The organism is Micromonospora sp. NPDC023966 (assembly GCF_040639095.1).
Lineage (GTDB): Bacteria > Actinomycetota > Actinomycetes > Mycobacteriales > Micromonosporaceae > Micromonospora.
Genome location: NZ_JBEZZJ010000004.1, coordinates 312,614 through 336,389 on the forward strand (window position 1 = coordinate 312,614; position 23,776 = coordinate 336,389).

Below are 23,776 nucleotides of genomic sequence, written 5' to 3' on the forward strand. Positions count from 1 at the left end.
CGTCGGCGGTCATGGGCGTCACACATCACGGCCGCACGCACCGCCTCGACCTCGCCGACCCCACCCTGCGGGAATGGCGCTGCACGGTGCTCGCGGCCGATCCCGAGCAGGGCATCGTGCTGGACCGGTCGGCCTTCTACCCGGGCGGCGGCGGGCAGCCGCCGGACCACGGGGTGCTGCTCTGGCAGGGGGTGCAGACCCGGATCGTGGGCACCCGCAAGGGCGACGACCTCTGGCTCGTCCCGGCCGAGGGTGACCCGGTGCCGCCGGTCGGCACCGCCGTCGCCGGCGCGGTCGAGGACACCCGGCGGACCATGCTGATGCGTACCCACTCCGGCCTGCACGTGCTCTGCGGCGTGGTGTTCCGCGACTTCGGCGCGCTGGTCACCGGCGGCAACATGGAACCGGGCGAGGCCAGGATGGACTTCAACCTCCCCGAGGTGCCGCCGGACTTCAAGGCCCGGATCGAGGACCTGGTCAACGCCGAGGTGGCCGCGGACCGGTCGGTCGCCGTCCGGGTGCTGCCCCGGGCGGAGGCGCTGGCCCTGCCCGACATCATCCGTACCCAGTCCAACCTGATCCCGCCGGAGGAGCAGGAGGTACGGATCGTCGACATCGTCGGGCTGGACGTGCAGGCCGACGGCGGCACGCATGTCGCCTCCACCGCCCAGATCGGCAAGGTCCAGGTGGTCAAGGTGGAGAGCAAGGGCCGCGCCAACCGCCGGGTACGCGTCCGACTCGCCGACTGAGGGTCAGCGCGGCAGGTGGGCCGCCCGGACGTCGAGCAGCCACCGCTCCACGGCCTCCTCGTCCGGGCGCTCCGGCAGCGGGGTGCGGATCCGGGCGAAGTCCTGCTCGGCCGCCGCCACCAGGGCCTCCGCCTCGGCCAGCGCGCCGCCGGCGACCCGCTCGCCGAACGCCCGGAACCACTCCGGGTCGGCGAGCCGGATCTCCAGCACGCCGGTCGCGTAGAGCACCCGGCCCTGGTGCAGCAGCCGGGCCAGGTGCCGGGCGTGCTTTGCCGACCGCCGCCGACCGCCGACCTGCGACGACTCCGGCTCGGCGCGTCTGCCGCCGCGCCGCGACCTGGAGCCGTCGGCGTCTCGCGTGGTCAGCTTGCGGAACTGCTGGCTCGCGTAGCCGAGGTAGGCGTCCCGGACCCGGGGCGCGCTGAGGAACGCCGCGCGGATGTCGATCAGCCGCTCGCCGAACCCGGTGCGGGTTTCGTAGCACTCCGCGGGCAGCCACATCAGCTCGGTGGCGGTCGGGTTCCCGCTCAGCGCCAGGCGGGCGTACTTCGCGCACCCGTGCAGGGTCACGTCCGGATCCGTCGTCACCACGGACTCGCGCGGCGGGTGCAGGCCGTGAAAGGCGACCGTGGGCGCGGCGAAGACGCCGATCCGGTCCACGTCCGAGCCCGGCCCGGCCAGCCCGTACGCGACCGAGCCGACGATTCCGGAGAGCAGCAGGTGCATGCCGGCCATGATGGCCGATCCGGATCGCTCGGGAAACCGGACTTCCGCTGTCAGGTATCGGTGCCATGGTGGTGGCATGACGACACCGCTGACAGGGAAGATCGCGCTCGTCGCCGGCGCGACCCGGGGCGCCGGGCGGCAGATCGCCGTCCAGCTCGGCGTCGCCGGGGCCACCGTCTACGCCACCGGCCGTTCCACCCGCGAGCGCCGCTCCGAGATGGGCCGGCCGGAGACCATCGAGGAGACCGCCGAGCTGGTGACCGCGGCCGGCGGCACCGGCATCGCCGTCGCCGTCGACCACCTCGATCCCGAGCAGGTCCGTAGCCTCGTCGCGCGGATCGACGCCGAACAGGGCCGCCTCGACGTGCTGGTCAACGACATCTGGGGCGCCGACCCGCTGATCACCTGGGAGAAGCCGGTCTGGGAGCAGCCCCTCGACGCCGGCTTCCGCACCCTCCGGCTGGCCGTCGACACCCACATCATCACCAGCCACTTCGCCCTGCCGCTGCTGATCCGCAACCCCGGGGGCCTGGTGGTCGAGATCGGTGACGGGACCAAGGAGTACAACGACACCGAATACCGGCTCTCGGTCTTCTACGACCTGGCCAAGGTGTCGGTGAACCGGCTCGCCTTCAGCCAGGCGCACGAACTGGCGCCGCGTGGCGCCACGGCGGTCGCGCTCACCCCGGGCTGGCTGCGCTCGGAGGCCATGCTGGAGCACTTCGGCGTCACCGAGGCGAACTGGCGCGACGGCGCGGCCACCGACCCGCACTTCGTCATGTCGGAGACGCCGGCCTTCGTCGGGCGCGCGGTGGCCGCCCTTGCCGCCGACCCGGACCGGGCCCGCTGGAACGGGCGGTCCGTGGACAGTGGCGGGCTAGCCCAGGTGTACGGCTTCACCGACCTCGACGGCACCCGCCCGCACTGGGCGCGCTACTACGAGGAGGTGGTCCGGCCCGGCAAGCCGGCGAACGACACCGGCTACCGCTGACCGGCGTCCGGCGGGTCCGCGTCGTCGGCGTAGAGCGCGGCCGCGCGGCGGGCCGCCGCGGCGCAGCGGGCCCGCAGCTCGGGCGGGTCGAGCACCTCCACCTCGGGGCCGAGCGCCAGCAGTTGGGAGTACGCCACCTCGACCGACTCGACGGGCAGCCGGAGCACCACCCGACCCTGCCCGTCGGGCCGGCCGGCGGCGGCCACCGCCTCGGCGTAGACGAACGGGGCGTCGGCCAGGTGCCGCAACGCGCGCAGGCCGGCCGGGCTGAGCCGCACGGTCACCTCGGCCCGGAGCAGGTCGCGCAGGAACGCCTCGGCCTGCTCCCGCCAGTACGCCCCGAGGTCGAAGCCCTCGTCCCGGACGAAGCCCTCCTCGCTCACCTCGGCGCCGACCACCCGGTCCACCCGGTACGTCCGCCACCCGTCGCCGACCCGCCCGACCAGGTACCAGACGCCGTTCTTCAGCACCAGCCCGTACGGCGCGACCGCGCGGGTCACCTCCCGGTCGCCGCGCCGGTAGCGCAGCTCGACCAGCCGGTCCCGCCAGACCGCCCGGGCCAGCTCGGCCAGCCACGGCGGCGGGGCGGATTCCCGGAACCAGCCCGGCACGTCCAGGTGGAACCGCTGGCCGGCCCGGGCGGGTGCGTCCCGCAGGCTCGGCGGCAGCGCGGCGAGCACCTTCAGCTCGGCGGCGGCCACCGCGTCTGCGAGCCCCATGTCGCCGGCCGGTCCGGGCAGCCCGGCCAGGAAGAGCGCCTCCGCCTCGTCCCGGGTCAGCCCGGTCAGCCGGGTCCGGTAGCCGCCGAGCAGGCGGTAGCCGCCGGTCCGGCCGCGGTCGGCGTACACCGGCACTCCGGCCGCGGAGAGCGCCAGCACGTCGCGGTAGACGGTGCGCCCGGAGACCTCCAGCTCCCGCGCCAGCTCGGCGGCGGTCATCGTCTCCCGCGACTGGAGCAGCAGGATCAGCGAGATCAGCCGGGACGCGCGCACCCGCCCATCCTGCCCCCGGCGCGAAACCGGTACGGGGTGCGGTCGGCCACTAGGCTCTCCGGTCGTGGACGCACCCCGCCTCGCCGCCCCCGTGACCGGCGCCGTCACCCGTTTCCTCGCCGGCGCCGGGCTGCTGCTGCGCGGCCTCGGCCTCTACGTCCGCAGCCCCGGCCTCATGCTGCTCGGTATCGTGCCGGCGCTGATCTCCGGCGTGCTCTTCGTGGCCCTGTTCGCGACCCTGCTCTACTTCGTGGACGACCTGGCCGCGCTGGTCACCCCGTTCGCGGACGACTGGTCGGAGACCTGGCGGAGCCTGGTCCGGGTGGCGGCCGGGCTCGCCGTCGTCGGGCTGGCCGGCCTGCTCGGGGTGCTCACCTTCACGGCGGTCACGCTGGCCGTCGGCGACCCGTTCTACGAGAAGATCTCCGAGCGGGTGGAGGACCGCCTCGGCGGTACGCCCGGCGCAGTCGAGGTGCCGTTCTGGGCCTCGCTGCGGCGCAGCATCCTCGACTCGTTGCGCCTGGTGGCCATCTCGGCGCTGGTCGGCGTACCCCTCTTCGTGGCCGGTTTCATCCCGGTGGTCGGGCAGACGGTGGTCCCGGTGGTCGGCGCCCTGGTGGGCGGCTGGTTCCTCGCCCTGGAGCTGGTCGGCGCGCCGTTCTACCGGCGCGGCATGCGACTGCCGGAGCGGCGGTCGTTGCTCAGGGCGGACCGGCCGACCACCCTGGGCTTCGGGGTGGCGGTGTTCGTCTGCTTCCTGATCCCGCTCGGCGCGGTGCTGGTCATGCCGGCCGCCGTGGCCGGGGCCACCCTGCTGGCCCGTCGGGCGCTCGGGCAGTCCGTGGTCGAGGAGGGGTGACATGGAGACGGTCCTAATCGAGGGGGACATCACCGCACAGCAGGTCGACGCGATCGTCAACGCGGCCAACTCGTCGCTGCTCGGCGGCGGGGGCGTGGACGGCGCGATCCACCGCGCGGGCGGACCGGCCATCCTGGAGGAGTGCCGGGCGCTGCGCGCCTCCCGCTACCCGGACGGCCTGCCCACCGGCCAGGCGGTCGCCACCACGGGCGGCCACCTGCCGGCCCGCTGGGTGGTGCACACCGTCGGGCCGGTCTTCTCCCCGCGCGAGGACCGGTCGGCGCTGCTGCGTGACTGCTACGCCAACAGCCTCCGGGTCGCCGACGACCTGGGAGCCCTGAGCGTCGCCTTCCCGTTGATCTCCGCCGGCATCTACGGCTGGCCGGTCGAGGACGCGGTGGCGCAGGCGCTGGCCGTGCTGCACGCGGCCACCCCGGTGAACGTCACCGAGGCCCGGCTGGTGCTCTTCGGCGCGGACACCTACGCGACCGCCGTCCGGGTCGCCACCGGGGGCTGAGCCGGCCCGCCCCGGGGCGGGCCCGGCGTGGAACGGTTCACCAGGTGATGCGCAGATTCATCGCTGCCTCCCTTCGGTTCGGTGACACGCTACGGGGCAAAATTCTTGTGCTCAACACAAATTTAGGACGAGCACATGTATGCTCTTGGGGTGAGCGAGAGCCTGCGCGACCGCAAGAAGCGGCTGACCCGGCAGGCGATCTCTGACGTGGCGACCCGGCTGTTCCTGGCCCGCGGCTACGAGCAGGTCACCATCGCCGAGATCGCCGAGGCGGCCGGGGTCGCGAAGATGACCGTGACGAACTACTTCCCGCGCAAGGAGGACCTGGCCCTCGACATCGCCGACGACTTCGTCGCGTTACTGGCGGCGGCGGTCGCCGACCGGCCCGCCGGGGAGCAGGTGCTGGCTGCGCTCCAGCGGCGGTACGCCGAAGCGGTGGCCCGGCGGGACGCCCTGGTCGGCTTCGCGGGGGAGCCGTTCGTCCGGCTGATCCAGGACAGCCCGGCGCTCTCCGCCCGCCTGCGCGAGCTGCACGAGCTGCGCGAACGAGCCCTTGCCGCCCGGCTCGCCGACGAACGCGGAACCGGTGCGGAGGACCTGCCCATGCGGGTGCTCGCCGCGCAACTCGCCGGGGCCTACCGGGTGCTGTTCGACAAGGCGTTCCGGCTGATCCGGGCCGGGCACGGCGAGGACGAGGTGCAAGCGGCCCTGGCCGAGGCCGGATCCCGCACATTCTCGCAGCTGGCCGCCGGCCTCGACCGGAGCTGACGAGAGGAGCACATGTCCACCCCGTTGCGGCTGATGGCCGTCCACGCCCACCCCGACGACGAATCCAGCAAGGGCGCTGCCACCCTGGCCCGGTACGCCGCCGAGGGGGTGGACGTGCTGGTGGTGACCTGCACCGGCGGAGAGCGCGGCGACATCCTCAACCCGGCTGTGGACCGCCCGGAGGTCCGCGCCGACCTGGCCCGGGTTCGCGCCTCGGAGATGGCCGCCGCCGCGGCCGTGCTCGGCGTGCGGCAGCGGTTCCTGGGCTTCGTCGACTCCGGACTGCCCGCCGACGGGGCCGAGTTACCCGCCGACGCGTTCGCCCGGCTCCCGCTCGCCGTGGCAGCGGCCCCCCTGGTGGCGCTGGTCCGCGAGTTCCGGCCCCAGGTGATCGTCAGCTACGACCCCAGCGGCGGCTACCCGCACCCCGACCACCTGCTGACCCACCGGGTGACCCGGCACGCCTTCGACGCCGCCGCCGACCCCGTCGCGTATCCGGGAAACGGCCCGGCCTGGGCGGCGGCGAAGCTCTACTACCTGGTCTCGTTCAGTCGGTCCTGGTTCCGGGCCCTGCACGACGCCACTCGCGCCGCCGGGCTGCCCTCGGCCATGGCGGAGGTGCTGCGGGAGCTGCCCGAGGACCTGCCCGAGCCCCGGGTGACGACCCGGGTGGAGTGCGCCCGGTACTTCGCCACCCGCGACCGGGCGCTGCGGGCGCACACCACCCAGGTGGACCCGGCCCACCCGTTCTTCGCCCACTCCCGCGAGATCGAGCGGATGGCCTGGCCCACCGAGGACTACGAGCTGGCCCAGGCCCGGGTGCCGGTCTCGCTGCCGGAGGACGACCTCTTCGCCGGCCTCAGGTGAGGTCGCGCAGGCAGGACCACTGGGCGGCCACCGGCCGGTAGCCGAGCCGGGCGTTGATCGCCAGCATCGGCGCGTTCGCCTCGTCGTTCGAGGTGTACGCGGTGCGTACCCCGGAGGTCGCGGCCCGGTGCAGTGCGGCCTGCTTCGCCAGCCGGGCCAGGCCGCGCCCGCGGTGTCCGGGGACCGTGCCGGTGAAGTCCGACCACATCCGGTCGCCGTCCCGCTTGACCAGGCTGATGGCGACCAGCGTGCCGTCCACCTCGGCCACCGTGCTGGCGTCCCGATCCAGGCCCACGTTCTCCCAGACCTCGTGGTGCCAGATGTCGTAGCCCAGCGCGTCCGTCGGGACGTCGCCCGGCTCGTCCATCGACGACTCGGCGTCCACCCGGTGGATCCGGCGCGGGTCCACCTCGGTGGCCGTGAGAAGCCGCACGGCGGGCGGCGGCTCGGGCATCGGCGGGGCGGGCCGGAGGTCGAGCGCGGAGTAGCGCAGCTCGCGACTGGGTGTGAAACCGTGCCGCCGGGCGAACGGCAGGGAGTCGGGCTGGGACCAGGTGAGCAGCCGTTTCGCACCGATCAGGCGCAGGTGGCCGAGCGCGGCGTCCAGGAGGGCCGTGCCGAGTCCCCGGAGCCGGTGCGCCGGGTGGACGTGCAGGGTCGAGATCTCCCCGACGTTCGCCGCCGACGTGTGGCTGTTCCGGTACGCCGACACCCAGCCGACCACCTGCCCGTCCACCTCGGCCACCCAGGCCGCCCAGTCCTCGGCGGGCGGCGGCTCGGCGATCATGCGGCGGGTCGACTCGACGCCCCGCACCAGGTACGGGTGGACGACGGTGCGCAGCGCCACGACACCGGCCGCGTCCTCGGGGCGGGCACGTCTGATCAGGTCCTCGGTCATCCGGCCGACCCTAGGGCCGTCGCCCCTTCACCCGCGACGGGTTTATCGGGGCGGGTCGGCTCAGCCCATCTCCGCCCGGAGCGCGGCGACCGCCTCGACCTCGACGAGCTGGTCCGGGTAGCCGAGCACGGCCACTCCGAGCAGCGTGCTGGGTGGATCGTGGTCGCCGAACGCGTCCCGAACGACCTGCCAGACGGACACCAGGTCGGTGCGGTCGGCGCTGGCCACGTAGACGGTGGTCTTGACGACATCGCCGAGCCGGGCGCCGGCGGCGACCAGTGCGGTCTCCAGGTTGGCCATCACCTGCCGGGCCTGGGCGGCGGGGTCGCCCGGCGCGACCGTCCGCCCCTTGGCGTCCAGCGGGCAGGCCCCGGCCGTGAAGATCAACCGCGCGGGCGGCGCGACCTCGGCCGCGTAGGCGTACTCGGCGACGTCGGAGAGCTGAGGCGCGCGGATCAGGCGCACGATGCCGGTCACCGGGCGACCGTAGCGCCGGTCGCCCCGGCCCGCGACGCAATACGCGGCCGCTCGCGGTCGGAAAATCTGTAGGTGAGCAGCTGCGATACCTTGCTGACCACGGAGTTCTGTAGAGGAGGCGCTGATGGAACCGCCCGAGCGGCCCGACATCAGAGTCACCTTGTCCAGGGAGCAGGCCCTGGTGCTGTCCGACTGGCTGGACCGGCGGATGTCGGAGAAGGACTTCGCCGCCGTGGTCGACGACCGCGCGGTCTGGTCGCCGCTGCTCAAGCTGGCCGGCAGCCTGGAGACGCAATTGGCGGAGATCTTCGCCGCCAACTACAGCCAGCTGCTGGACGATGCGCGGCAGCGACTGCTGCCGGCCCTGGGTGAGTTCGGGCTGCCGGAAGGCGACGACTCGGCGGACTGATGCCTTGCGCCGGTGTTCCACACGTATGACCGAAGCTCGGTCGCCCCTCGACGAGAGGAGTGACCGAGCTTCGCTTCAAGCGTCGTTCGACCCGAGCAGCAGGCAGCGGATCAGGCGGATTCGCGGACCACCAGCTCGGTGGGGAGCATCAGGGCCTGCTCGACCTGCTCGCCCGCCGCGATTCGGAGCAGCTGCCGGGTCATCGCCCGTCCCAGCTCCACTATCGGCTGCTTCACGGTGGTCAGCGGCGGCTCGGTGTACGCGGCCGTCTCGATGTCGTCGAACCCGATCACCGCGACGTCGTCCGGCACCCGCCGGCCGGCCTCCCGCAGGGTGCGCAGCGCGGCGTGCGCCATCAGGTCGGACGCCGCGAACACCGCGTCCAGCTCCGGGTCGGCGGCGAGCAGCTGCCGCATGGCCGCGGAGCCCGACTCCCGGGTGAAGTCGCCGTACGCGACCAGCTCCGGCAGGCCGGCCGCGGCGACCGTCTCCCGGTAGCCGATCAGCCGTTCGATGCCGGCGACCATGTCCTGCGGCCCGGCGATGGTGGCGATCCGCCGCCGACCGTTCCCGATCAGGTGGCGGACCGCCTCGGCCACCCCGCCGACGTGGTCCACGTCGACGTACGGCACCTCGGCGCCGTCCAGCGGGCGGCCGCTGCACACCACCGGGATGCCGAGCCGGGCCAGCCGGCCCGGGAGCGGGTCCTCGCCGTGCAGCGAGGCGAAGAGCACCCCGTCGACGTGCCGCCCGGTGGTGTACCGCTCGACCCGTTCGTGGCCGGCCGGCGAGCCGGCCAGCATGAGCACGAGTTGCTTGTCGGCGGCCTCCAGTTCCTGAGCCGCGCCGCGGATGATCCCCGGAAAGACCTGGTCGTCGGAGAAGACCCGGGTGGCCGCCTCGGGCAGGACCAGAGCCACCGAGTCGGTGCGCTGGGTGACCAGGCTGCGGGCGGCGAGGTTCGGGACGTACCCCAGTTCCTCGACCGCCCGGCGGACCGCCTGCTGGATCGACGCGGCGACCGTGGTGGAGCCGTTGACCACCCGGGAGACCGTGGCCCGGGACACCCCTGCCCGTTTGGCCACCGCCTCCAGGGTCGGTCGCTGTGCCGTCGTCATCCCCGTCACCACCACCTCGTCACAGCCCGTTCCGGGAGATCACCCCCTGGTGCCAACGGGCATTTTCCTTCGGTGTGCGCCGCTGGGTCAGGTAGTCGACGTGGACGATCCCGAACCGCTTCCGGTAGCCCTCGGCCCATTCGAAGTTGTCCAGCAACGACCATACGAGATAACCGCGCAGGTCGACGCCGCGGGCGACGGCCTGCAGCGCGGTCACGCCTTGACCGCGCCTTCCATGATTCCTCCGATGATCTGGCGGCCGAACACCACGAACACCAGCAGCAGGGGCAGGGTGGCGATGGCCGTTCCGGTGAACACCTGCGACATGTCCTGGTAGTAGCCGTCGGACAGGGCCCGCAGCGACAGCTGCACGGTCGGGTTCTCCGGATCGTTGAGCACCGCGTACGGCCACAGGAAGTCGTTCCAGGTGGTCATGAAGGTGAGCAGGCCGAGCACCGCGGCGGCCGGCCGCAGCGCCGGGAGCACCACGTTCCAGTAGATCCGCGCGGTGTTGCAGCCGTCCATCCGCGCCGCCTCGATCAGCTCGGTGCTGACCGCCTGGCCGGCGTACTGGCGCATCATGAACACGCCGAAGCCGGTGACCAGCGCCGGCACGATGACCGCCGGCAGCCGGTCGTTCCAGTTCAGCTTGGTCATCAGCAGGTAGAGCGGGATCACGCCGAGCTGGGTGGGCACCATCATCGTGGCCACGATGACCAGCAGCAGCGCGTTGCGCCCGCGGAAGCGCAGCTTGGCGAAGGCGAACCCGGCCAGGGTGGAGAAGAAGACCACGGAGACGGTGACCGTGCCGGCCACGATCGCCGAGTTGATCAGGCCGGTGAGGAAGTACGCGTCGGTGTTGGCGAAGAGCCGGGCGATGTTGGCGCCGAGGTTGCCGCCCGGGGTGACCGGGGGCGGGACCTGGCCCATGGCGTCGCTGGTCCGGCTGGCCACCACGAACATCCAGTAGATCGGGAAGATCGACATCAGCGCCGTGAGGGTGAGCGCCAGGTAGGTGAGCCGGCCGGCCGACCAGAGGCGGGTCATCGGGGGTCCTCCTTGCGCGCGCCGCCACCGAGCCGGCGGAGGAGCAGGACGTTGACGGCCGCGACCACCGCGATGAGCGCGAAGAGCAGCCAGGCGATCGCCGAGCCGTAGCCGAAGTTGTAGTGCGGCGCGAAGGCGTTCTCGAACATGTACATGGTCACCGTCTGCGACTCGCGCAGCGGCCCGCCGCGGATCGCGTTGGTGCCCGAGTTGAACAGCCGGGGCTCGGTGAAGAGCTGGAGCCCGTCGATGGTGGAGATGATGACCGCGAAGATGATCGTCGGCTTGAGCAGCGGCACGGTGATCGACCAGAACTGCCGGGCCCGACCGGCCCCGTCGATCGCCGCGGACTCGTAGAGGTCGCGCGGGACGGCCTGCATGGCGGCCAGGAAGATCAGCGCGTTGTAGCCGGTCCACCGCCAGTCGACCATGGTGGAGATGGCCACCCAGGAGGCGAGCCGGTTGGCCTTCCAGTCGATCGCGTCGACGCCGACGTGGTCGAGCAGCCAGTTGATCATGCCGAAGTCGCGGCCGAAGAGCACCGCGAAGACGATCGCCACCGCGGCGGTGGAGGTGACGTTCGGGATCAGCACCGCCATCCGCCAGGTGGTCCGGGCCCGGAGCTGCCGGTTGAGCAGGTTGGCCAGCCAGAGCGCGAGCAGCAGTTGCGGGACCGTGGAGATGACGAAGATGCCGAGGGTGTTGACCACCGAGTGCCAGAAGTCGGGGTCGGCCAGCAACTGGCTGTAGTTGTCGAGCCCGACGAACGGGTGCTCGGCGCCGAGCAGGTCCCAGTCGTGCAGCGAGACCCAGAAGGTGTAGGCCAGCGGGTAGATCCCGAAGACCCCGAAGAGCAGGAAGAACGGGGCGATGTAGAGGTAGGGCGAGTATCTCGTGTCGAACCGGCTGAGCCGGACGCCCCGGGAGGGGCGGGCGGCACCGGGTGCCGGTAGGACCGGCGGGCGGGCGTCGAGCTGGACTGCCATGGCCCGGGACTCCTTTCCGTCGTGCGGGCGGCACCCGTCGCCGGGGCCGCCCGCACGCCTGGCTCGGGTTTACTTGGCGGCGGCCTTCCCGGCGTTGGAGACCGCGTCGGTCCAGCCCTGCTCCGGGCTGCGCTTGCCCAGCTCCACGGTGCGCACGACGTTCTCCACCTCGGTGCGGACGGCCTGGTTCTTCGGGCCCATGTAGACCGGCTTTAGGCTGGTGGCGCCCGCGGCGAAGATCCTGCCGACCGGCGCCGCCGAGAAGTACGCGTTGGTCGACTCGACGATCGCCGGGTCCGCCAGCGCCTGCGGGGAGGAGGGCAGCGGGCCCTTGGCCTTGAACGCGCCGATCTGCCCCTTGGCGCTGGTCAGGAACTTCGCCAGCTCGATGGCCTCGGCCTGGTGCCTGCCCTGCTTCGGCACCGCGAGGAAGGAGCCGCCCCAGTTGCCGCCGTTGCCGGGGACCTGGGCGATGTCCCACTTGCCCTTGGCGCCCGGGCCGGCGTTGCCCTCGATGACCCCGGTCATCCAGGCCGGGCAGGCAATGGTGGCGAACTTCGACTGCTTGAACGCGGAGACCCACTCCTCCGACCACGATCCGTACCGGCCCGACAGGCCGGAGTCGATAATGTCCATCGTGGTGTCGTACGCCTGCCGCACCGCGGGGTTGCTGTCGACGACCAGGTTGTTGCCGGTGTCGTAGTAGCTGTAGCCGGTGGTGTTGCCGGCGGTCTGGAGCAGGATGGTGTTGAACGTGTTCGTGGCGGCGTCGAGGAACGCGGCGCCGGTGTTCTTCGCCTTGAACTGCTCGCCGACTCTGATGTAGTCGGCCCAGGTGGGCCAGAGCTTCGAGACCGCCTCCCGCTCGGTGGGCAGGCCGGCCTTGGCGAACAGGTCCTTGCGGTAGCACATGGCCATGCCGCCGACGTCGGTGCCGAGGCCGATGAGCTGCTTGCCGTCGGCGGTGAGCCCCTGGTTCCACTTCCAGTCCAGGAAGTTGCCCTTCAGGTCGGCGGCGCCGTGGTCGAGCAGGTTGACGAAGTTCTGCGGGTTGGCCTTGTACTCGACCAGCAGGCCCTCCTCGATGGCGACGATGTCGCCCGCGCCCTTGCCCGCGGCGAGCCACTGGGTGAGCTTCGGCGAGTACTCGTCCAGGTTGCTGCCGGTGCCCCGCTCGACGATCTTCACGTCGGGGTGGCCGGCCATGTACTCCTTGTAGAGCTCCTCGTAGCCGAACTGGCCGAAGACGTCGACGGTGAGCGTGACCGGGCCGCCGGCGGCGGCCTCGTCCTCACCGCCCCCGCAGGCGGTTGCGCCCAGCAGCGCGGTGGTGGCGACCAGGGCCACCGCGGCCAGGCGGCGGCGCGTGAAGGTGACCATCTCTTATCTGACCCCTCTAGGCGTATCGGGTGGTGGCGGGCGGTTCCGGAACTGAGAGAGCGCTCTCACGACAGGGTGGTGGCTGCCCCGGAACCTGTCAAGAGAGCGCTCTCAGAGCGCCCGGAAAAAGGCGGAGAGTGGCGCCCGGGTAGGAAACGCCGCTCTCCGCCCGATGTCGCGGGAAGCCCTGGCGGGTCAGCCCACCCGCAGCCCGCCGAGCAGGCGGCGGTCGCCCGCCACCCCGAGGGCGTCGAAGCTGATCCGGCCCATCACCGCCAGCAGCAGGTCGCTGGCGGTCCCGGTCACCTGCACCCGGGCGTGGTGGTCGTCGTGGTCGAGGATCGTCGCGGTGTCGAGCAGGGCCATCCCCTCGCCGCGCAGCCGCAGGTACCAGTCCTGGGCGGCGTCGGTGGCGGTCAGTTGGACCACCCCGTGCCACTGGCCGGGCTGGATCCGCCGGCCCGCCGGCAGCCAGGTGTCCAGCACCTCGCTCACCCCGTCGGCCGCGAGCTTGGCCTCGATCGGCCCACCCGCGCCGATGGCGAGCTGGGCGTCCCAGCGGTGCACCGCGGTCTCGTGCGCCATCCGGCGCGGCCAGAAGGCCGCCTTCTTCGGCTGCGGGGCGAAGTTCCAGGCGGGCGCCTCCGGGTCCAGCGCCTCGAAGAGCGTGAGCAGCCGCTCGTACTCCTGGCCGTACCACTGGGCCGGGGTCAGGCCGGCCGGCGGCTCCGGGTCGTGCCGCTCGGGGCGGCTGGTCGTCCCGGCGGTCACCACCGTGCGCGCCCAGACGTAGACCCGGGTGAGGTGGTGGGCGAGGTGCGAGACCGTCCAGCCGGGACAGGACAGCACCGGTGTCTCGGGGGGCGCCTCCGCGACGGCGGCGGCGAAGGCGGGGCCCTCCATCCGCAACGCGCCGATCCAGAAGTCCTTCGTGCCGTGCAGTCTGCTCATCGCCATCCTCCCGGGGGTGACCGGGCCACCAGTGGGTGCCGCGGCTACCCCTCAGCCTAGGGTGAGAGGCGTGTCAGACGTCTACGCCGAACCGACGACCGGAGCCGACCCCACCGACCCGGCCACCCTGGCGCGCTACACCACGCTGCGCCTGGGCGGCCCGGCCGGACGGCTGGAGATCGCCACCAGCGCCGACGACATCGTCCGCGAGGTGCAGGAGGCGGAGGCGCGCGAGCAGGCCGTCCTCCTGCTCGCCGGCGGCAGCAACGTGGTGATCGGCGACCAGGGCTTCCCCGGCACCGTCGTGCTGATCCGCTCCCGGGGCTTCCGGGTCGTCGCCGAGCACGCCGACACCGTCACCGTACGGGTCGAGGCCGGCGAGCCCTGGGACGACCTCGTCGCCGCCACCGTCGAGCGTGGCTGGTCGGGGCTGGAGTGCCTCTCCGGCATCCCCGGCTCGGCCGGCGCCACCCCGATCCAGAACGTCGGCGCGTACGGCCAGGAGGTGGCCGAGACGATCACCGCGGTCGAGGCGTACGACCGGACCCACCGCACCGTGGTCCGGATCGCGGCGGCCGACTGCGGGTTCGCCTACCGGGGCAGCATCTTCAAGTACAGCGACCGCTGGGTGGTGCTCTCGGTCGACTTCCGGCTCACCCGCTCGCCGCTCTCCGGTCCGGTGCGCTACACCGAACTGGCCCGGGCGCTCGGTGTCGAGGTGGGTGACCGGGTGCCGCTGGCCGACGCCCGGGCCACCGTGCGGCGGCTGCGCGCGGGCAAGGGCATGGTGCTCGACCCGCAGGACCCGGACACCTGGTCGGTGGGCTCGTTCTTCACCAACCCGGTGCTGGAGCGGGAGGCGTACGAGCTGCTCCGGGAGCGCGCCGCCGACCTGGGCGAGCCGCCGTCCTGGCCGTGCCCGGGAGACACGGTCAAGGTGAGCGCCGCCTGGCTGATCGACAAGGCCGGCTTCGGCAAGGGGCACACCGGCCCCGAGGGCGTCGCCATCTCCACCAAGCACACCCTGGCCCTGACCAACCGCACCGGCACCGCGAGCACGGCCGCCCTGGTCGCCCTGGCCCGCGACATCCGCGACGGCGTCCACGCCCGCTTCGGGGTGACCCTCCACCCCGAACCCGTCCTCATCAACTGCACAATCTGACCCCCGGGTCCCACCCTCACCCACGCCCCTCAACCCGGCGATCATGATGTTAGCGGCGACAAATCGGACAGAAGTTGGCGCTAACTTCATGATCAACGGGGATGGTGGCGGGCCGGGCGGGCTGGGTCAGGTGGGGCGATCGTGGGCCAGGGGAGGGTGAGTTCACCGAGGCGCCAGCGGCGGGGGCGGTCCAGGACGGGCCAGCCGGCCTCCTTCACCGCGGCGACGGTCCTGGTCCAGCGGTCGCGGGGGCCGAAGGGGGCGTAGCCGGCGGTGGACTGCCAGGCGCTCTCCAGGGCCTGGATCAGGTCGTGGATCGGCTCGCCGGGGACGTTGCGGTGGATGAGCGCCTTGGGCAGCCGCTCGGCCAGCTCGGCCGGGCTGGCCAGGGTGGTGAGCTTCGCGGCCAGGGTCAGCGTGCGCGGGCCGGTGGCGTCGAGCAGCACCCAGCCGCCGAGCCGCCCCAGCTCGTCGCAGGTCCCCTCGACCAGCAGGCCGCCCGGGGCGAGCCGCCCGGTGACCGTACGCCAGGCGTCGGCCACCTCGCCCTCGTCGTACTGCCGCAGCACGTTGAACGCGCGGACCAGGGCGGGGCGGAGCCCGGCCAGTTCGAAGCCGCCCCGGGCGAAGGTGAGCCCGGGCGGGTCGGCGGCCGGCTGGGCGGCGGCCACGCGTACCGGATCGATCTCCAGCCCGACCACCCGGACGTCGGCGCGGACCGCGGCCGCGAGCCGGGCCCGCAGCTCGACGGCGGTGACCGGGGTGGCGCCGTAGCCCAGGTCGACCACGAGGGGGTCGGCGGCGGCGCGCAGCGCCTCGCCGCAGGTCGCGACGATCCAGTTGTCCACCCGCCGGAGCCGGTTCGGATTCGTCGTGCCCCGGGTGACCACCCCGAGCGGCCGGGCCATCAGGCGGTCCGGTGCACCTTGTGCTGGGCGGCCTGGGCCAGCGGGCGGACCACGAGCTGGTCGATGTTGACGTGGTGCGGGCGGGTGGCGCACCAGGCGACGCAGTCGGCCACATCCTCGGCGACCAGCGGCTCGGCCACCCCGGCGTAGACGGCGGCGGCCCGGTCGGCGTCGCCGCCGAACCGGACGAGGCCGAACTCCTCGGTCTTCACCATGCCGGGGTCGATCTCGATGACCCGGACCGGTCGGCCGCACAGCTCCAGCCGGAGCGTGCCGGCGATCGCGGTCTGCGCGTGCTTGGCCGCCGCGTAGCCGCCACCGCCCTCGTAGACGACGTGCCCGGCGGTGGAGCTGACGATCACCACGGTGCCGGCGCCGGAGGACTCCAGCGCGGGCAGCAGCGCCTTGGTGACCCGGAGCGTGCCGAGCACGTTGACGTCGTACATCCACTGCCAGTCGTCCACGTCGGCGGCCTCCACCGGGTCCAGCCCGCGCGCCCCGCCGGCGTTGTTCACCAGCAGGGTGACCGGGCCGGGAGCGGCGGCGGCCGCGGCGGCCAGGCCGGCGACCGACTCCTCCGAGGTCACGTCGCACTCCACCGCGGTGGCCGCGCCGCCGGCCGCCTCGATCTCGGCGACCAGGCCGGCCAGCCGGTCGGTACGCCGCGCGGCGGCGAGCACGTGAAAGCCCTCGGCGGCCAGCCGGCGGGCGGTGGCCGCGCCGATCCCGCTGGACGCCCCGGTGATGATGGCGACTGAGGTCATCCGGTCATTCTCACCCGGCGCCCCGCTCCACGCGGTGATGAGGTCCGTCACGCCGGGGACCCGCCAGGGCGCATTTCCGAACCCCGATGGGGAAGATGACATCCGGCGCGGAGGTTGACCGAGATGCGCCGGTCGTGCGGGACGGCATCAACCGTGACAGAGGGAGCGGACGTGGCGGATTTGCACACCGGTGTCGGTCGTCAGCGAGGTGCCCTGCCGTGGCCGAGGCCGCGCCGGATCGCCACCCTCTCCGTGCACACCTCGCCGCTGCACCAGCCCGGCACGGGTGACGCCGGCGGCATGAACGTGTACATCCTGGAGGTCGCCCGGCGGCTGGCCGAGGCCGACGTCGAGGTGGAGATCTTCACCCGGGCCACCTCCGGCGACCTGCCGCCGGTGGTCGAGATGGCGCCCGGGGTGAGCGTCCGGCACGTGACGGCGGGCCCGCTCGAAGGGCTGACCAAGGAGGAGCTGCCCGGCCAGCTCTGCGCGTTCACCGCCGGGGTGCTCCGCGCCGAGGCGGCCCGCCCGCCCGGTCACTACGACCTGATCCACTCGCACTACTGGCTCTCCGGGCAGGTGGGCTGGCTGGCCAAGGAGCGCTGGGGCGTCCCGCTGGTGCACACCGCGCACACCCTGGCGAAGGTCAAGAACGCTCAGCTCGCCGCCGGGGACCGGCCCGAGCCCAAGGCGCGCGTGATCGGCGAGGAGCAGGTGGTCGCCGAGGCCGACCGGCTGGTCGCCAACACCCGGGTCGAGGCGCACGACCTGATCGGCCGGTACGACGCCGAGCCCGCCCGGGTGGCCGTGGTGGAGCCCGGCGTGGACCTGGACCGGTTCCGCCCCGCTCCCGGTGACCGGGACGCGGCTGTCCTGGCGGCCCGCCGCCGCCTCGGCCTGCCGACCAGCGGCTACGTGGTGGCCTTCGTCGGCCGGATCCAGCCGCTCAAGGCCCCGGACGTGCTGATCCGGGCTGTCGCGGCGCTGCGCGAGCGGGAGCCCGCCCTGGCCGACGAGGTGACCGTGGTGATCTGTGGCGGCCCGAGCGGCAGCGGGCTGGACCGTCCCACCGCCCTGATCGAGCTGGCCGCCTCGCTAGGGGTCGCCGACCGGGTGCGGTTCCTCCCGCCGCAGACCGGCGACAACCTGCCCGCCCTCTACCGCGCGGCCGACCTGGTCGCGGTGCCCTCGTACAACGAGTCGTTCGGGCTGGTCGCGCTGGAGGCCCAGGCCTGCGGCACGCCGGTGCTGGCGGCCGCCGTGGGCGGGCTGGTCACCGCGGTCCGGGACGGCGTCAGCGGGGTGCTCATCGACGGCCACGACCCGGTCGACTGGGCCCGGGCGCTGGCCCGCCTGCTGCCCGAGCGGCTGCGCCGGGCCACCCTGGCCCGGGGCGCCGAACGGCACGCCCTCGCCTTCTCCTGGAACCGCACCGTCTCCGGCCTGCTCACCGTCTACGGCGAGGCGATGGCCGAGCACCGGGCCCGGCTGGCCGGCCGGCTCGGCGACCCCGCGCTCACCTGCTCCTGGTGAGCGGCGGCCGCCGGGGGCCGGCCGTAGAGTGGGTGCGATGAGCCGCAGGAGTGAGGTCGCCGCGCTGATCGAGGCCGTCTGCGCCGACCGCGAGCTGGAGTGGGAATCCACCGGCGAGACGTCGTACGCGGTCACCCTGCCGGGGACGCACAAGCTCAAGACGATCTGCAACCTGATCGTCGGCGAGCACGCGCTGCGGGTCGAGGCGTTCGTGATGCGCCAGCCCGACGAGCGCCGCGAGGAACTCTGGGCCTGGCTGCTCCAGCGCAACGCCCGGATGTACGGCGTCTCCTTCTCCATCGACGCGGTCGGCGACGTCTACCTGACCGGTCGGGTCAACCTGGCCGGGGTCGACGCCGACGAACTGGACCGCCTGCTCGGGTCGGTGTTGACCTACGCCGACGAGTCCTTCGACAGCATGCTGGAGATCGGCTTCGGCACCGCCATCCGCCGGGAGTGGGAGTGGCGGGTCAAGCGGGGCGAGTCGACGGCCAATCTGGCGGCGTTCGCTCACCTCTTCGAACCCTCGACCTCGGCCGGCCCGGCCGCCGGAGGTTCGGCGCCGTCCTGACGGGTATGCCGCACCGCGCGGTGCGGCATTTGGGACCCACCGCGGGCCGAGGACGGACTGTCGAGGAGCGTGTCCCATGGCTCAGCGCAACAGCTCAAGTCGCGGCACGACTGCGACCAAACGCCAGCCGGGCAATCAGACGGCGAACACCCCGGGGATCTCCGAATCCGAGATCTCCCGGATGAAGGTCGACGACATTCGAGGTCAGCTGCGCCGGCGCGGGATCTCCGGTACCTCCGCCATGCGCAAGCCGGACCTGGTGAAGACCCTGGTCCGGTCGCTGCGCTCGGAGGGTCGCGGCGGCGCGGCGCGGAAGAGCACCGGCCCGGCCGGCCGGGCGCCGGCGACGAAGAGGACGACCGCGGCGAAGAAGACCACCGCGGCGAAGAAGACGACGGCGGCACGCAAGACCGCGCCGTCCCGGGCCAAGGCCGCGCCGGCGGCGAAGGCCACGGGCGCCCGGGCCAAGGCCGCGCCGGCGAAGAAGGCGGCGGGTACTCGGGCCAAGGCGGCGCCCGCGAAGAAGACGGTGGGGGCCCGGGCCAAGGCGGCGCCCGCGAAGAAGACGGTGGGGGCCCGGGCCAAGGCCGCACCGGCGAAGAAGGCGGCCGGCGGCCGGGCCAAGGCCGCGCCCGCGAAGAAGGCGGCCGGCGGCCGGGCCAAGGCCGCGCCGGCGAAGAAGGCCGTGGGCGGCGCGGGGCCGGCCCGGGGCAGGGGTACGGCGGCGACGGCCACGTCGGTCCGGAGCGGCCGGTCGGCCTCCCGGTCGGTTAGTTCGTCCCAGCAGATCACGTCGCTGGACGATCGTCCGGAGCGTCCCGGGCGGAGCCTGGTGACGACCAACCACGAGGTCATCCAGCGGTGGGCCCGGGCCCGCAACGCCAAGCCGGCCACCATTGCCGGAACCGAGCGGGACGACCGTCCCGGGGTGCTGACGTTCAACATCCCCGGATACCGGGAGAGCAGCCGGATCCGCGAGGTGAGCTGGGACGACTGGTTCCGGACGTTCGACCTGCGGGGGCTGAACCTGATCTACCAGGAGCAGATGCGGGACGGCCGGCAGAGCAACTTCTTCCGGACTGAGAACCCGAATCGCGAGGACGCCTGAGGTTTAGGGGAATGGCCGGCGGGAACCCGCTGTTGGCCAACGAAGAGACCGGAGCAGGGACAGCCGGATTTCCGACACGGACGCTGTGACGGGCAAGACAGCGATCTGGGTTGAATCCGGAATCCGGGCGAACTAACTTTATTGCACCGCGCCACGCTTGGAATCGTTCGGGGGAGCGGCGGATCGATCAGATCCGCGCAAGCGAGGCGCGAGGGATCGGGTGGATCACACCGTTGGGGGACGGTGCCACCCGTGGAACCGGCGGCGCGAGCGGGCGACGCTTACGGGGGTGAGGGTCGCCCGCCGCCGCCGGGTCGTACGGTGCGAGCGCCCATCACGACGGGGGTCGTGGTGGGCGCTCGACGCCGTTCCGGGGACGTTCAGCGCGCCGCCGAGACCGTCTCCGCCCGCTCCGCCGCGACCCGCAGCGCAACGACCCGGCGTTCCCGCGCCGGCCCGGCTAGCAGGTGGCCGGCCGCCGCGACCAGGCCCAGGGCCCCCACCACCAGCCAGTGCCGTTCGCCGAGATGCTGGAGGCTGAGCCCGCCCAGCGCCGGCGCCACGAAGGACGCGGCCGGGAAGGTCAGGTAGAACACCGACTGGTAGCGGGCGCGCAGCTCGGGCGGGGCGAGGTCGGCGTTGATCTGCGCGTTCGGCGGCGCGGCGAGCATCTGCCCGACCGTCCACACCACGGCCGCGCCCAGGTAGAGCGACAGGCCGTCGGCGACGGTCAGCGCTCCGAAGCCGAGCGCCATCAGCCCGGTGGAAACCGCCAACACGGTCGACTTCCGGTAGGGCTCGATGAGCCGGGGCACGAAGAGCTGCCCGGCCACGATCAGCGCGCCGCCGAGCGCCACCACCAGCCCGTACGCCGAGGGGCGGAGCCCGTCCGCCCGCATCGCCAGCGGCATGATCGTCGAGGTCTGCATGGTGAGCACGGCCAGCAGGAAGGTCAGCCCGACGAAGGTCAGGAAGGTGCGGTCGGTCAGCGCGGTGTGCAGCCCGGGCCGCCGGCCCGCCACCGCGCGTGGGGTGATCGCCGGGCGGCGGGTGAGGGTCTCCGGCACCTTCAGCGCGATGACCACGGCCGCCGCCAGGGTGGCTGCCGCGTCGACCAGGAACAGCGCCAGGAAGCTCGCCTCGGCGAGCACCCCGGCCAGCAGCGAGGCCACCGCCATGCCCAGGTTGAACGCCCAGAACTGGAGGTTGAACGCGCGGGAGCGGCGGGCCTCCGGCACCACGTCCACGATGGCGGCGACGAACGCCGGGCTGGGCATCGAGTGCACCAGCCCGACCAGCGCGGCCAGCACGGCGATCACCGCAAGCTGCCGGCTGAACGCCAGCGCCACCATGAGCCCGGCCGCGCCCAGGTGGGCGGCGAGCAGGGTGGCCCGCCGGCCCCACCGGTCGGCCAGCACCCCGCCGAGCAGCGTGCCGACCGCGCCGCCGGCCCCGTACGCCCCGACGACCAGGCCGGCCAGCGACGGCGAGGCGCCCCGGGCGGCGGTCAGGTAGAGCGACAGGAAGAGCATGGCGAAGGCGCCGGCCCGGTTGATCAGCAGGCCGGACCAGAGGTACCAGAACGTGGCGGGGAGTCCGCCGGCCGTGTCGTCCCACCAGCGCCGCAGGCCGCGCACCCGTCCTCCTGGGAAAGTTTGTTAACCGATCCGCTCTGTTGACCGTAGTGGCCCGAGCGGGCGGTTGCCGGCGTGGCGCTCGTCACCCCTCGGTCGGCGTACCTCAGGAGGTGACGCGGACCGGCTCGGCGGGTGCGGTGGCCGCGGCCTCGGCGGCCTCCGGCACCGGGGTGCGGACCACGGTCACCGGCGTGACCGGGATGCCCGGGGTGCTTAGCCGGGCCGCGCGCCGTTCCCGGGCCGGGCCGGAGACCAGGTGGGCCACCGCCATCACGGCCCCGATCACCGCGCAGCCGAGCCAGAGCGCGGTGTTGCCGGCGTGCTCACGGACCAGGCCGCCGAGGACCGGCGCGGTCGCCCCGGCGAGCTGCCAGGAGAGCGAGAAGGCGCCCTGGTAGCGGCCGCGCAGCGCGGCAGGGGACAGCTCGGCGATCAGGGTGGCGTTGGACGGCGAGTTGAGCATCTCGCCGACCGTCCAGATCAGCACGGTCAGGCCGTAGAGCCAGGCGGTGTCGGCGAACGCGGTCAGCCCGAAGCCGACGCCCGTCACCAGCGCGGCGAGCGCGAGCACGTGTGAGCGGCTCCGGCCCTTGATCAGCTTGGGCACGAAGAGCTGGCCCACCACGATCAGCACCCCGTTGAGCGCGATCACCGAGCCGTACGTGGCCGGGCTCAGCCCGGAGTCGCCCATGGCGATCGGCAGCATCGAGATGTGCTGGAGGAAGACCAGCGCGGCGAACAGGTTGAGCGCCACGAAGCCCAGGAAGACCCGGTCGGTGAGGATGGTCCGCAGGGCGCCCGCGGGAGCCGCCGCGCCCTTGCTCACCGGGCCGGCCAGCGCGGACCGGGTCTCCCCGACCCGGGTGAAGATGATCAGCGCGGTGACCAGCGTGGTCGCCGCGTCGACCAGGAAGAGCAGCAGGTAGCTGGACTGGGCGGCGACGCCGGCCAGCACCGCGGCGCAGGCGAAGCCCAGGTTGATCGCCCAGTAGTTCAGCGAGAAGGCCCGCAGCCGGTCCTTCTCCGGCACCACGTCGACCATCATGGCGCCGAACGCCGGGCGGGCCGCCTCGGCGAAGGTGCCGAGCAGCAGCGCGCCCAGCGCCACCGCCCAGAGTGGCCGGGCCAGGCCGAGCGCGACCATCATGGTGGCCGCGCCGAGGTGCGCGGTGAGCAGGGTGGGCCGGCGTCCCCACCGGTCGGTCAGGGTGCCGCCGACCGTGGTGCCGACCGCGCCGCCGACGCCCCAGAGCCCGATGACCAGACCGGCCTGGGAGGCCGAGAAGTCGCGCTCCTGGGTGAGGTAGATGGCGAGGAAGACCAGGACGAACGAGCCGAGCCGGTTGATCAGGGTGCCGGTCCAGAGGTACCAGAAGGTCCTCGGTAGCCCGCCTGTGGTGTCCCGGAACCAGCCCCGTACCGTCCGCATTCCCGCGCCCCCGATTTGTAATGACCGATCTATCCCCAGCGCCTTACAACCTAGTCCCGCCCCGGAACGCCGGTCATCAGCTTTTCCACGTGGTGGTCGTCACGACCCGTCCCCGCGTGTCCGCCGAGCCGGTACGGCAGGATGATCGGCATGACTGCGAGCGAGGGGCCCACCGTCGGGACGCTGGTCCTGCTGCGGCACGGCGAGAGTGACTGGAACGCCAAGAACCTCTTCACCGGCTGGGTCGACGTCGACCTGACCACCAAGGGTGAGGCCGAGGCGCGGCGCGGCGGTGAGCTGCTGCGCGAGCACAACCTGCTGCCGGACGTGGTGCACACGAGCGTGCTGCGTCGCGCCATCCGCACCGCCGAGCTGGCGCTCAGCGCCGCCGACCGGCACTGGATCGCCGTGCGCCGGTCGTGGCGGCTCAACGAGCGCCACTACGGCGCTCTGCAGGGCAAGAACAAGAAGCAGACCCTGGACGAGTACGGCGAGGACCAGTTCATGCTCTGGCGCCGCTCGTACGACACGCCGCCGCCCCCGATCGACGACGCGGACGAGTGGTCGCAGGTCGGCGACCCCCGGTACAAGCTGCTGCCGACCGAGCTGATGCCGCGGACCGAGTGCCTGAAGGACGTCGTCGAGCGGATGCTGCCCTACTGGTACGACTCGATCGTGCCGGACGTCCTGGCCGGCCGGACGGTGCTGGTGGCGGCGCACGGCAACTCGCTGCGCGCTTTGGTCAAGCACCTCGACCAGATCTCCGACGAGGCGATCGCCAAGCTGAACATCCCCACCGGCATCCCGCTCCGCTACGACCTCGACCCCGACCTGCGCCCGCAGGTCCTCGGCGGGACCTACCTCGACCCCGACGCCGCCAAGGAGGCCGCCGCCGCGGTCGCCAACCAGGGCCGCTGACGCCGACGACG

At 73.0% G+C, this 23,776-nt stretch carries 25 protein-coding genes and 1 pseudogene; 12 read left to right on the forward strand and 14 right to left on the reverse strand.

The genetic code is table 11. From position 1 onward, the window contains the following. The first annotated feature begins 11 nt into the window (after positions 1 to 11). Entirely contained in the window at positions 12 to 749 is a 738-nt protein-coding gene (locus AB0F68_RS09795) for an alanyl-tRNA editing protein (RefSeq protein WP_357334483.1), read from the forward strand. A gap of 3 nt (positions 750 to 752) precedes the next feature. Here AB0F68_RS09795 and AB0F68_RS09800 read toward each other — a convergent pair whose 3' ends face one another. Then, entirely contained in the window at positions 753 to 1,475 is a 723-nt protein-coding gene (locus tag AB0F68_RS09800) for a nucleotidyltransferase domain-containing protein (protein WP_357334756.1), read from the reverse strand. A gap of 76 nt (positions 1,476 to 1,551) precedes the next feature. On the opposite strand from AB0F68_RS09800, the gene AB0F68_RS09805 reads away from it, so the two are divergent. Further along, positions 1,552 to 2,466: an SDR family oxidoreductase gene (locus tag AB0F68_RS09805; protein WP_357334486.1), complete on the forward strand. Its 915-nt coding sequence runs from the start codon at positions 1,552 to 1,554 to the stop codon at positions 2,464 to 2,466. Here AB0F68_RS09805 and AB0F68_RS09810 read toward each other — a convergent pair. Further along, positions 2,457 to 3,458 (reverse strand): WYL domain-containing protein, encoded by a 1,002-nt coding sequence (locus AB0F68_RS09810; RefSeq protein ID WP_357334489.1) that lies wholly within the window; start codon positions 3,456 to 3,458, stop codon positions 2,457 to 2,459. The genes AB0F68_RS09805 and AB0F68_RS09810 overlap by 10 nt on opposite strands. 64 nt (positions 3,459 to 3,522) lie before the next feature. On the opposite strand from AB0F68_RS09810, the gene AB0F68_RS09815 reads away from it, so the two are divergent. The 4 genes from AB0F68_RS09815 (at position 3,523) to mca (ending at position 6,469) form a co-directional block, all read left to right on the forward strand. Further along, positions 3,523 to 4,317: an EI24 domain-containing protein gene (locus AB0F68_RS09815; RefSeq protein WP_357334493.1), complete on the forward strand. Its 795-nt coding sequence runs from the start codon at positions 3,523 to 3,525 to the stop codon at positions 4,315 to 4,317. Position 4,318: 1 nt separating this feature from the next. After that, positions 4,319 to 4,834 carry an O-acetyl-ADP-ribose deacetylase gene (locus AB0F68_RS09820; RefSeq protein ID WP_357334497.1) on the forward strand — a complete coding sequence of 172 codons (516 nt, stop codon included), beginning with the start codon at positions 4,319 to 4,321 and terminating at the stop codon, positions 4,832 to 4,834. Positions 4,835 to 4,984: 150 nt separating this feature from the next. Continuing rightward, positions 4,985 to 5,602 (forward strand): helix-turn-helix domain-containing protein, encoded by a 618-nt coding sequence (locus AB0F68_RS09825; protein ID WP_357334499.1) that lies wholly within the window; start codon positions 4,985 to 4,987, stop codon positions 5,600 to 5,602. Between the two features lie 12 nt (positions 5,603 to 5,614). After that, positions 5,615 to 6,469, forward strand: a complete 855-nt coding sequence (gene mca, locus AB0F68_RS09830) for a mycothiol conjugate amidase Mca (protein ID WP_357334502.1) — start codon at positions 5,615 to 5,617, stop codon at positions 6,467 to 6,469. Here the strand turns inward: mca and AB0F68_RS09835 are convergent. Both AB0F68_RS09835 and AB0F68_RS09840 read right to left on the reverse strand, forming a co-directional pair. Then, positions 6,462 to 7,367: a GNAT family N-acetyltransferase gene (locus AB0F68_RS09835; RefSeq protein WP_357334504.1), complete on the reverse strand. Its 906-nt coding sequence runs from the start codon at positions 7,365 to 7,367 to the stop codon at positions 6,462 to 6,464. The genes mca and AB0F68_RS09835 overlap by 8 nt on opposite strands. 60 nt (positions 7,368 to 7,427) lie before the next feature. Next, positions 7,428 to 7,832, reverse strand: coding sequence for a Rid family hydrolase (locus AB0F68_RS09840; RefSeq protein ID WP_357334761.1), 405 nt, complete (start codon positions 7,830 to 7,832; stop codon positions 7,428 to 7,430). A 136-nt stretch (positions 7,833 to 7,968) separates the two neighbouring features. On the opposite strand from AB0F68_RS09840, the gene AB0F68_RS09845 reads away from it, so the two are divergent. Continuing rightward, entirely contained in the window at positions 7,969 to 8,253 is a 285-nt protein-coding gene (locus AB0F68_RS09845; protein WP_357334506.1) for a hypothetical protein, read from the forward strand. A gap of 110 nt (positions 8,254 to 8,363) precedes the next feature. Here AB0F68_RS09845 and AB0F68_RS09850 read toward each other — a convergent pair whose 3' ends face one another. The 6 genes and pseudogenes from AB0F68_RS09850 to AB0F68_RS09875 form a co-directional block, all read right to left on the reverse strand. Continuing rightward, positions 8,364 to 9,371 carry a LacI family DNA-binding transcriptional regulator gene (locus AB0F68_RS09850; protein ID WP_357334508.1) on the reverse strand — a complete coding sequence of 336 codons (1,008 nt, stop codon included), beginning with the start codon at positions 9,369 to 9,371 and terminating at the stop codon, positions 8,364 to 8,366. 19 nt (positions 9,372 to 9,390) lie between these two features. Continuing rightward, a pseudogene (locus AB0F68_RS09855) lies at positions 9,391 to 9,573 on the reverse strand (family 1 glycosylhydrolase); the annotation flags it as partial. 11 nt (positions 9,574 to 9,584) lie between these two features. Next, entirely contained in the window at positions 9,585 to 10,418 is an 834-nt protein-coding gene (locus tag AB0F68_RS09860; RefSeq protein ID WP_357334510.1) for a carbohydrate ABC transporter permease, read from the reverse strand. Next, entirely contained in the window at positions 10,415 to 11,404 is a 990-nt protein-coding gene (locus tag AB0F68_RS09865) for a sugar ABC transporter permease (protein WP_357334513.1), read from the reverse strand. The genes AB0F68_RS09860 and AB0F68_RS09865 overlap by 4 nt, the downstream gene beginning before the upstream one ends. Before the next feature lie 69 nt (positions 11,405 to 11,473). After that, positions 11,474 to 12,784: an ABC transporter substrate-binding protein gene (locus tag AB0F68_RS09870; protein ID WP_357334515.1), complete on the reverse strand. Its 1,311-nt coding sequence runs from the start codon at positions 12,782 to 12,784 to the stop codon at positions 11,474 to 11,476. A gap of 195 nt (positions 12,785 to 12,979) precedes the next feature. Then, entirely contained in the window at positions 12,980 to 13,735 is a 756-nt protein-coding gene (locus tag AB0F68_RS09875; RefSeq protein WP_357334517.1) for a maleylpyruvate isomerase family mycothiol-dependent enzyme, read from the reverse strand. A 70-nt stretch (positions 13,736 to 13,805) separates the two neighbouring features. Here AB0F68_RS09875 and AB0F68_RS09880 point away from each other — a divergent pair, with 70 nt between their 5' ends. Beyond that, positions 13,806 to 14,897 (forward strand): UDP-N-acetylmuramate dehydrogenase, encoded by a 1,092-nt coding sequence (locus AB0F68_RS09880; RefSeq protein ID WP_357334519.1) that lies wholly within the window; start codon positions 13,806 to 13,808, stop codon positions 14,895 to 14,897. Positions 14,898 to 14,989: 92 nt separating this feature from the next. Here the strand turns inward: AB0F68_RS09880 and AB0F68_RS09885 are convergent, their stop codons facing one another. After that, positions 14,990 to 15,805, reverse strand: coding sequence for a class I SAM-dependent methyltransferase (locus AB0F68_RS09885; protein WP_357334522.1), 816 nt, complete (start codon positions 15,803 to 15,805; stop codon positions 14,990 to 14,992). Beyond that, positions 15,805 to 16,569, reverse strand: coding sequence for an SDR family oxidoreductase (locus AB0F68_RS09890; protein WP_357334524.1), 765 nt, complete (start codon positions 16,567 to 16,569; stop codon positions 15,805 to 15,807). The genes AB0F68_RS09885 and AB0F68_RS09890 overlap by 1 nt, the downstream gene beginning before the upstream one ends. Before the next feature lie 171 nt (positions 16,570 to 16,740). Between AB0F68_RS09890 and mshA the strand changes: the two genes are divergently transcribed. The 3 genes from mshA to AB0F68_RS09905 all read left to right on the forward strand — a co-directional run bounded on the left by mshA (position 16,741) and on the right by AB0F68_RS09905 (position 19,781). Beyond that, the gene (mshA, locus tag AB0F68_RS09895) at positions 16,741 to 18,102 is read left to right on the forward strand and encodes a D-inositol-3-phosphate glycosyltransferase (protein WP_357334526.1); all 1,362 of its coding nucleotides are present in this window, start codon (positions 16,741 to 16,743) and stop codon (positions 18,100 to 18,102) included. A gap of 37 nt (positions 18,103 to 18,139) precedes the next feature. After that, the gene (locus tag AB0F68_RS09900) at positions 18,140 to 18,673 is read left to right on the forward strand and encodes a YbjN domain-containing protein (protein WP_357334529.1); all 534 of its coding nucleotides are present in this window, start codon (positions 18,140 to 18,142) and stop codon (positions 18,671 to 18,673) included. A gap of 181 nt (positions 18,674 to 18,854) precedes the next feature. Beyond that, positions 18,855 to 19,781, forward strand: a complete 927-nt coding sequence (locus tag AB0F68_RS09905) for a hypothetical protein (RefSeq protein ID WP_357334763.1) — start codon at positions 18,855 to 18,857, stop codon at positions 19,779 to 19,781. A 380-nt stretch (positions 19,782 to 20,161) separates the two neighbouring features. Here AB0F68_RS09905 and AB0F68_RS09910 read toward each other — a convergent pair whose 3' ends face one another. Both AB0F68_RS09910 and AB0F68_RS09915 read right to left on the reverse strand, forming a co-directional pair. After that, positions 20,162 to 21,418 carry an MFS transporter gene (locus tag AB0F68_RS09910; RefSeq protein WP_357334531.1) on the reverse strand — a complete coding sequence of 419 codons (1,257 nt, stop codon included), beginning with the start codon at positions 21,416 to 21,418 and terminating at the stop codon, positions 20,162 to 20,164. Positions 21,419 to 21,521: 103 nt separating this feature from the next. After that, complete coding sequence (locus AB0F68_RS09915; RefSeq protein WP_357334533.1) at positions 21,522 to 22,847, reverse strand: MFS transporter; 1,326 nt, start codon at positions 22,845 to 22,847, stop codon at positions 21,522 to 21,524. Between the two features lie 150 nt (positions 22,848 to 22,997). On the opposite strand from AB0F68_RS09915, the gene AB0F68_RS09920 reads away from it, so the two are divergent. After that, positions 22,998 to 23,765, forward strand: coding sequence for a phosphoglyceromutase (locus AB0F68_RS09920; RefSeq protein ID WP_357334536.1), 768 nt, complete (start codon positions 22,998 to 23,000; stop codon positions 23,763 to 23,765). Positions 23,766 to 23,776: the final 11 nt, after the last annotated feature.

Coding starts and splice junctions, on each gene's coding strand:
- AB0F68_RS09800 (WP_357334756.1), bottom strand. CDS start 1,475: ATGCACCTGCTGCTCTCCGGAATCGTCGGCTCGGTCGCGTACGGGCTG.
- AB0F68_RS09795 (WP_357334483.1), top strand. CDS start 12: ATGGGCGTCACACATCACGGCCGCACGCACCGCCTCGACCTCGCCGAC.
- AB0F68_RS09900 (WP_357334529.1), top strand. CDS start 18,140: ATGAGCCGCAGGAGTGAGGTCGCCGCGCTGATCGAGGCCGTCTGCGCC.
- AB0F68_RS09890 (WP_357334524.1), bottom strand. CDS start 16,569: ATGACCTCAGTCGCCATCATCACCGGGGCGTCCAGCGGGATCGGCGCG.
- AB0F68_RS09870 (WP_357334515.1), bottom strand. CDS start 12,784: ATGGTCACCTTCACGCGCCGCCGCCTGGCCGCGGTGGCCCTGGTCGCC.
- mca (WP_357334502.1), top strand. CDS start 5,615: ATGTCCACCCCGTTGCGGCTGATGGCCGTCCACGCCCACCCCGACGAC.
- AB0F68_RS09865 (WP_357334513.1), bottom strand. CDS start 11,404: ATGGCAGTCCAGCTCGACGCCCGCCCGCCGGTCCTACCGGCACCCGGT.
- AB0F68_RS09820 (WP_357334497.1), top strand. CDS start 4,319: ATGGAGACGGTCCTAATCGAGGGGGACATCACCGCACAGCAGGTCGAC.
- AB0F68_RS09860 (WP_357334510.1), bottom strand. CDS start 10,418: ATGACCCGCCTCTGGTCGGCCGGCCGGCTCACCTACCTGGCGCTCACC.
- AB0F68_RS09905 (WP_357334763.1), top strand. CDS start 18,855: ATGAAGGTCGACGACATTCGAGGTCAGCTGCGCCGGCGCGGGATCTCC.
- AB0F68_RS09850 (WP_357334508.1), bottom strand. CDS start 9,371: ATGACGACGGCACAGCGACCGACCCTGGAGGCGGTGGCCAAACGGGCA.
- AB0F68_RS09805 (WP_357334486.1), top strand. CDS start 1,552: ATGACGACACCGCTGACAGGGAAGATCGCGCTCGTCGCCGGCGCGACC.
- AB0F68_RS09885 (WP_357334522.1), bottom strand. CDS start 15,805: ATGGCCCGGCCGCTCGGGGTGGTCACCCGGGGCACGACGAATCCGAAC.
- AB0F68_RS09835 (WP_357334504.1), bottom strand. CDS start 7,367: ATGACCGAGGACCTGATCAGACGTGCCCGCCCCGAGGACGCGGCCGGT.
- AB0F68_RS09845 (WP_357334506.1), top strand. CDS start 7,969: ATGGAACCGCCCGAGCGGCCCGACATCAGAGTCACCTTGTCCAGGGAG.
- AB0F68_RS09920 (WP_357334536.1), top strand. CDS start 22,998: ATGACTGCGAGCGAGGGGCCCACCGTCGGGACGCTGGTCCTGCTGCGG.
- AB0F68_RS09875 (WP_357334517.1), bottom strand. CDS start 13,735: ATGAGCAGACTGCACGGCACGAAGGACTTCTGGATCGGCGCGTTGCGG.
- AB0F68_RS09915 (WP_357334533.1), bottom strand. CDS start 22,847: ATGCGGACGGTACGGGGCTGGTTCCGGGACACCACAGGCGGGCTACCG.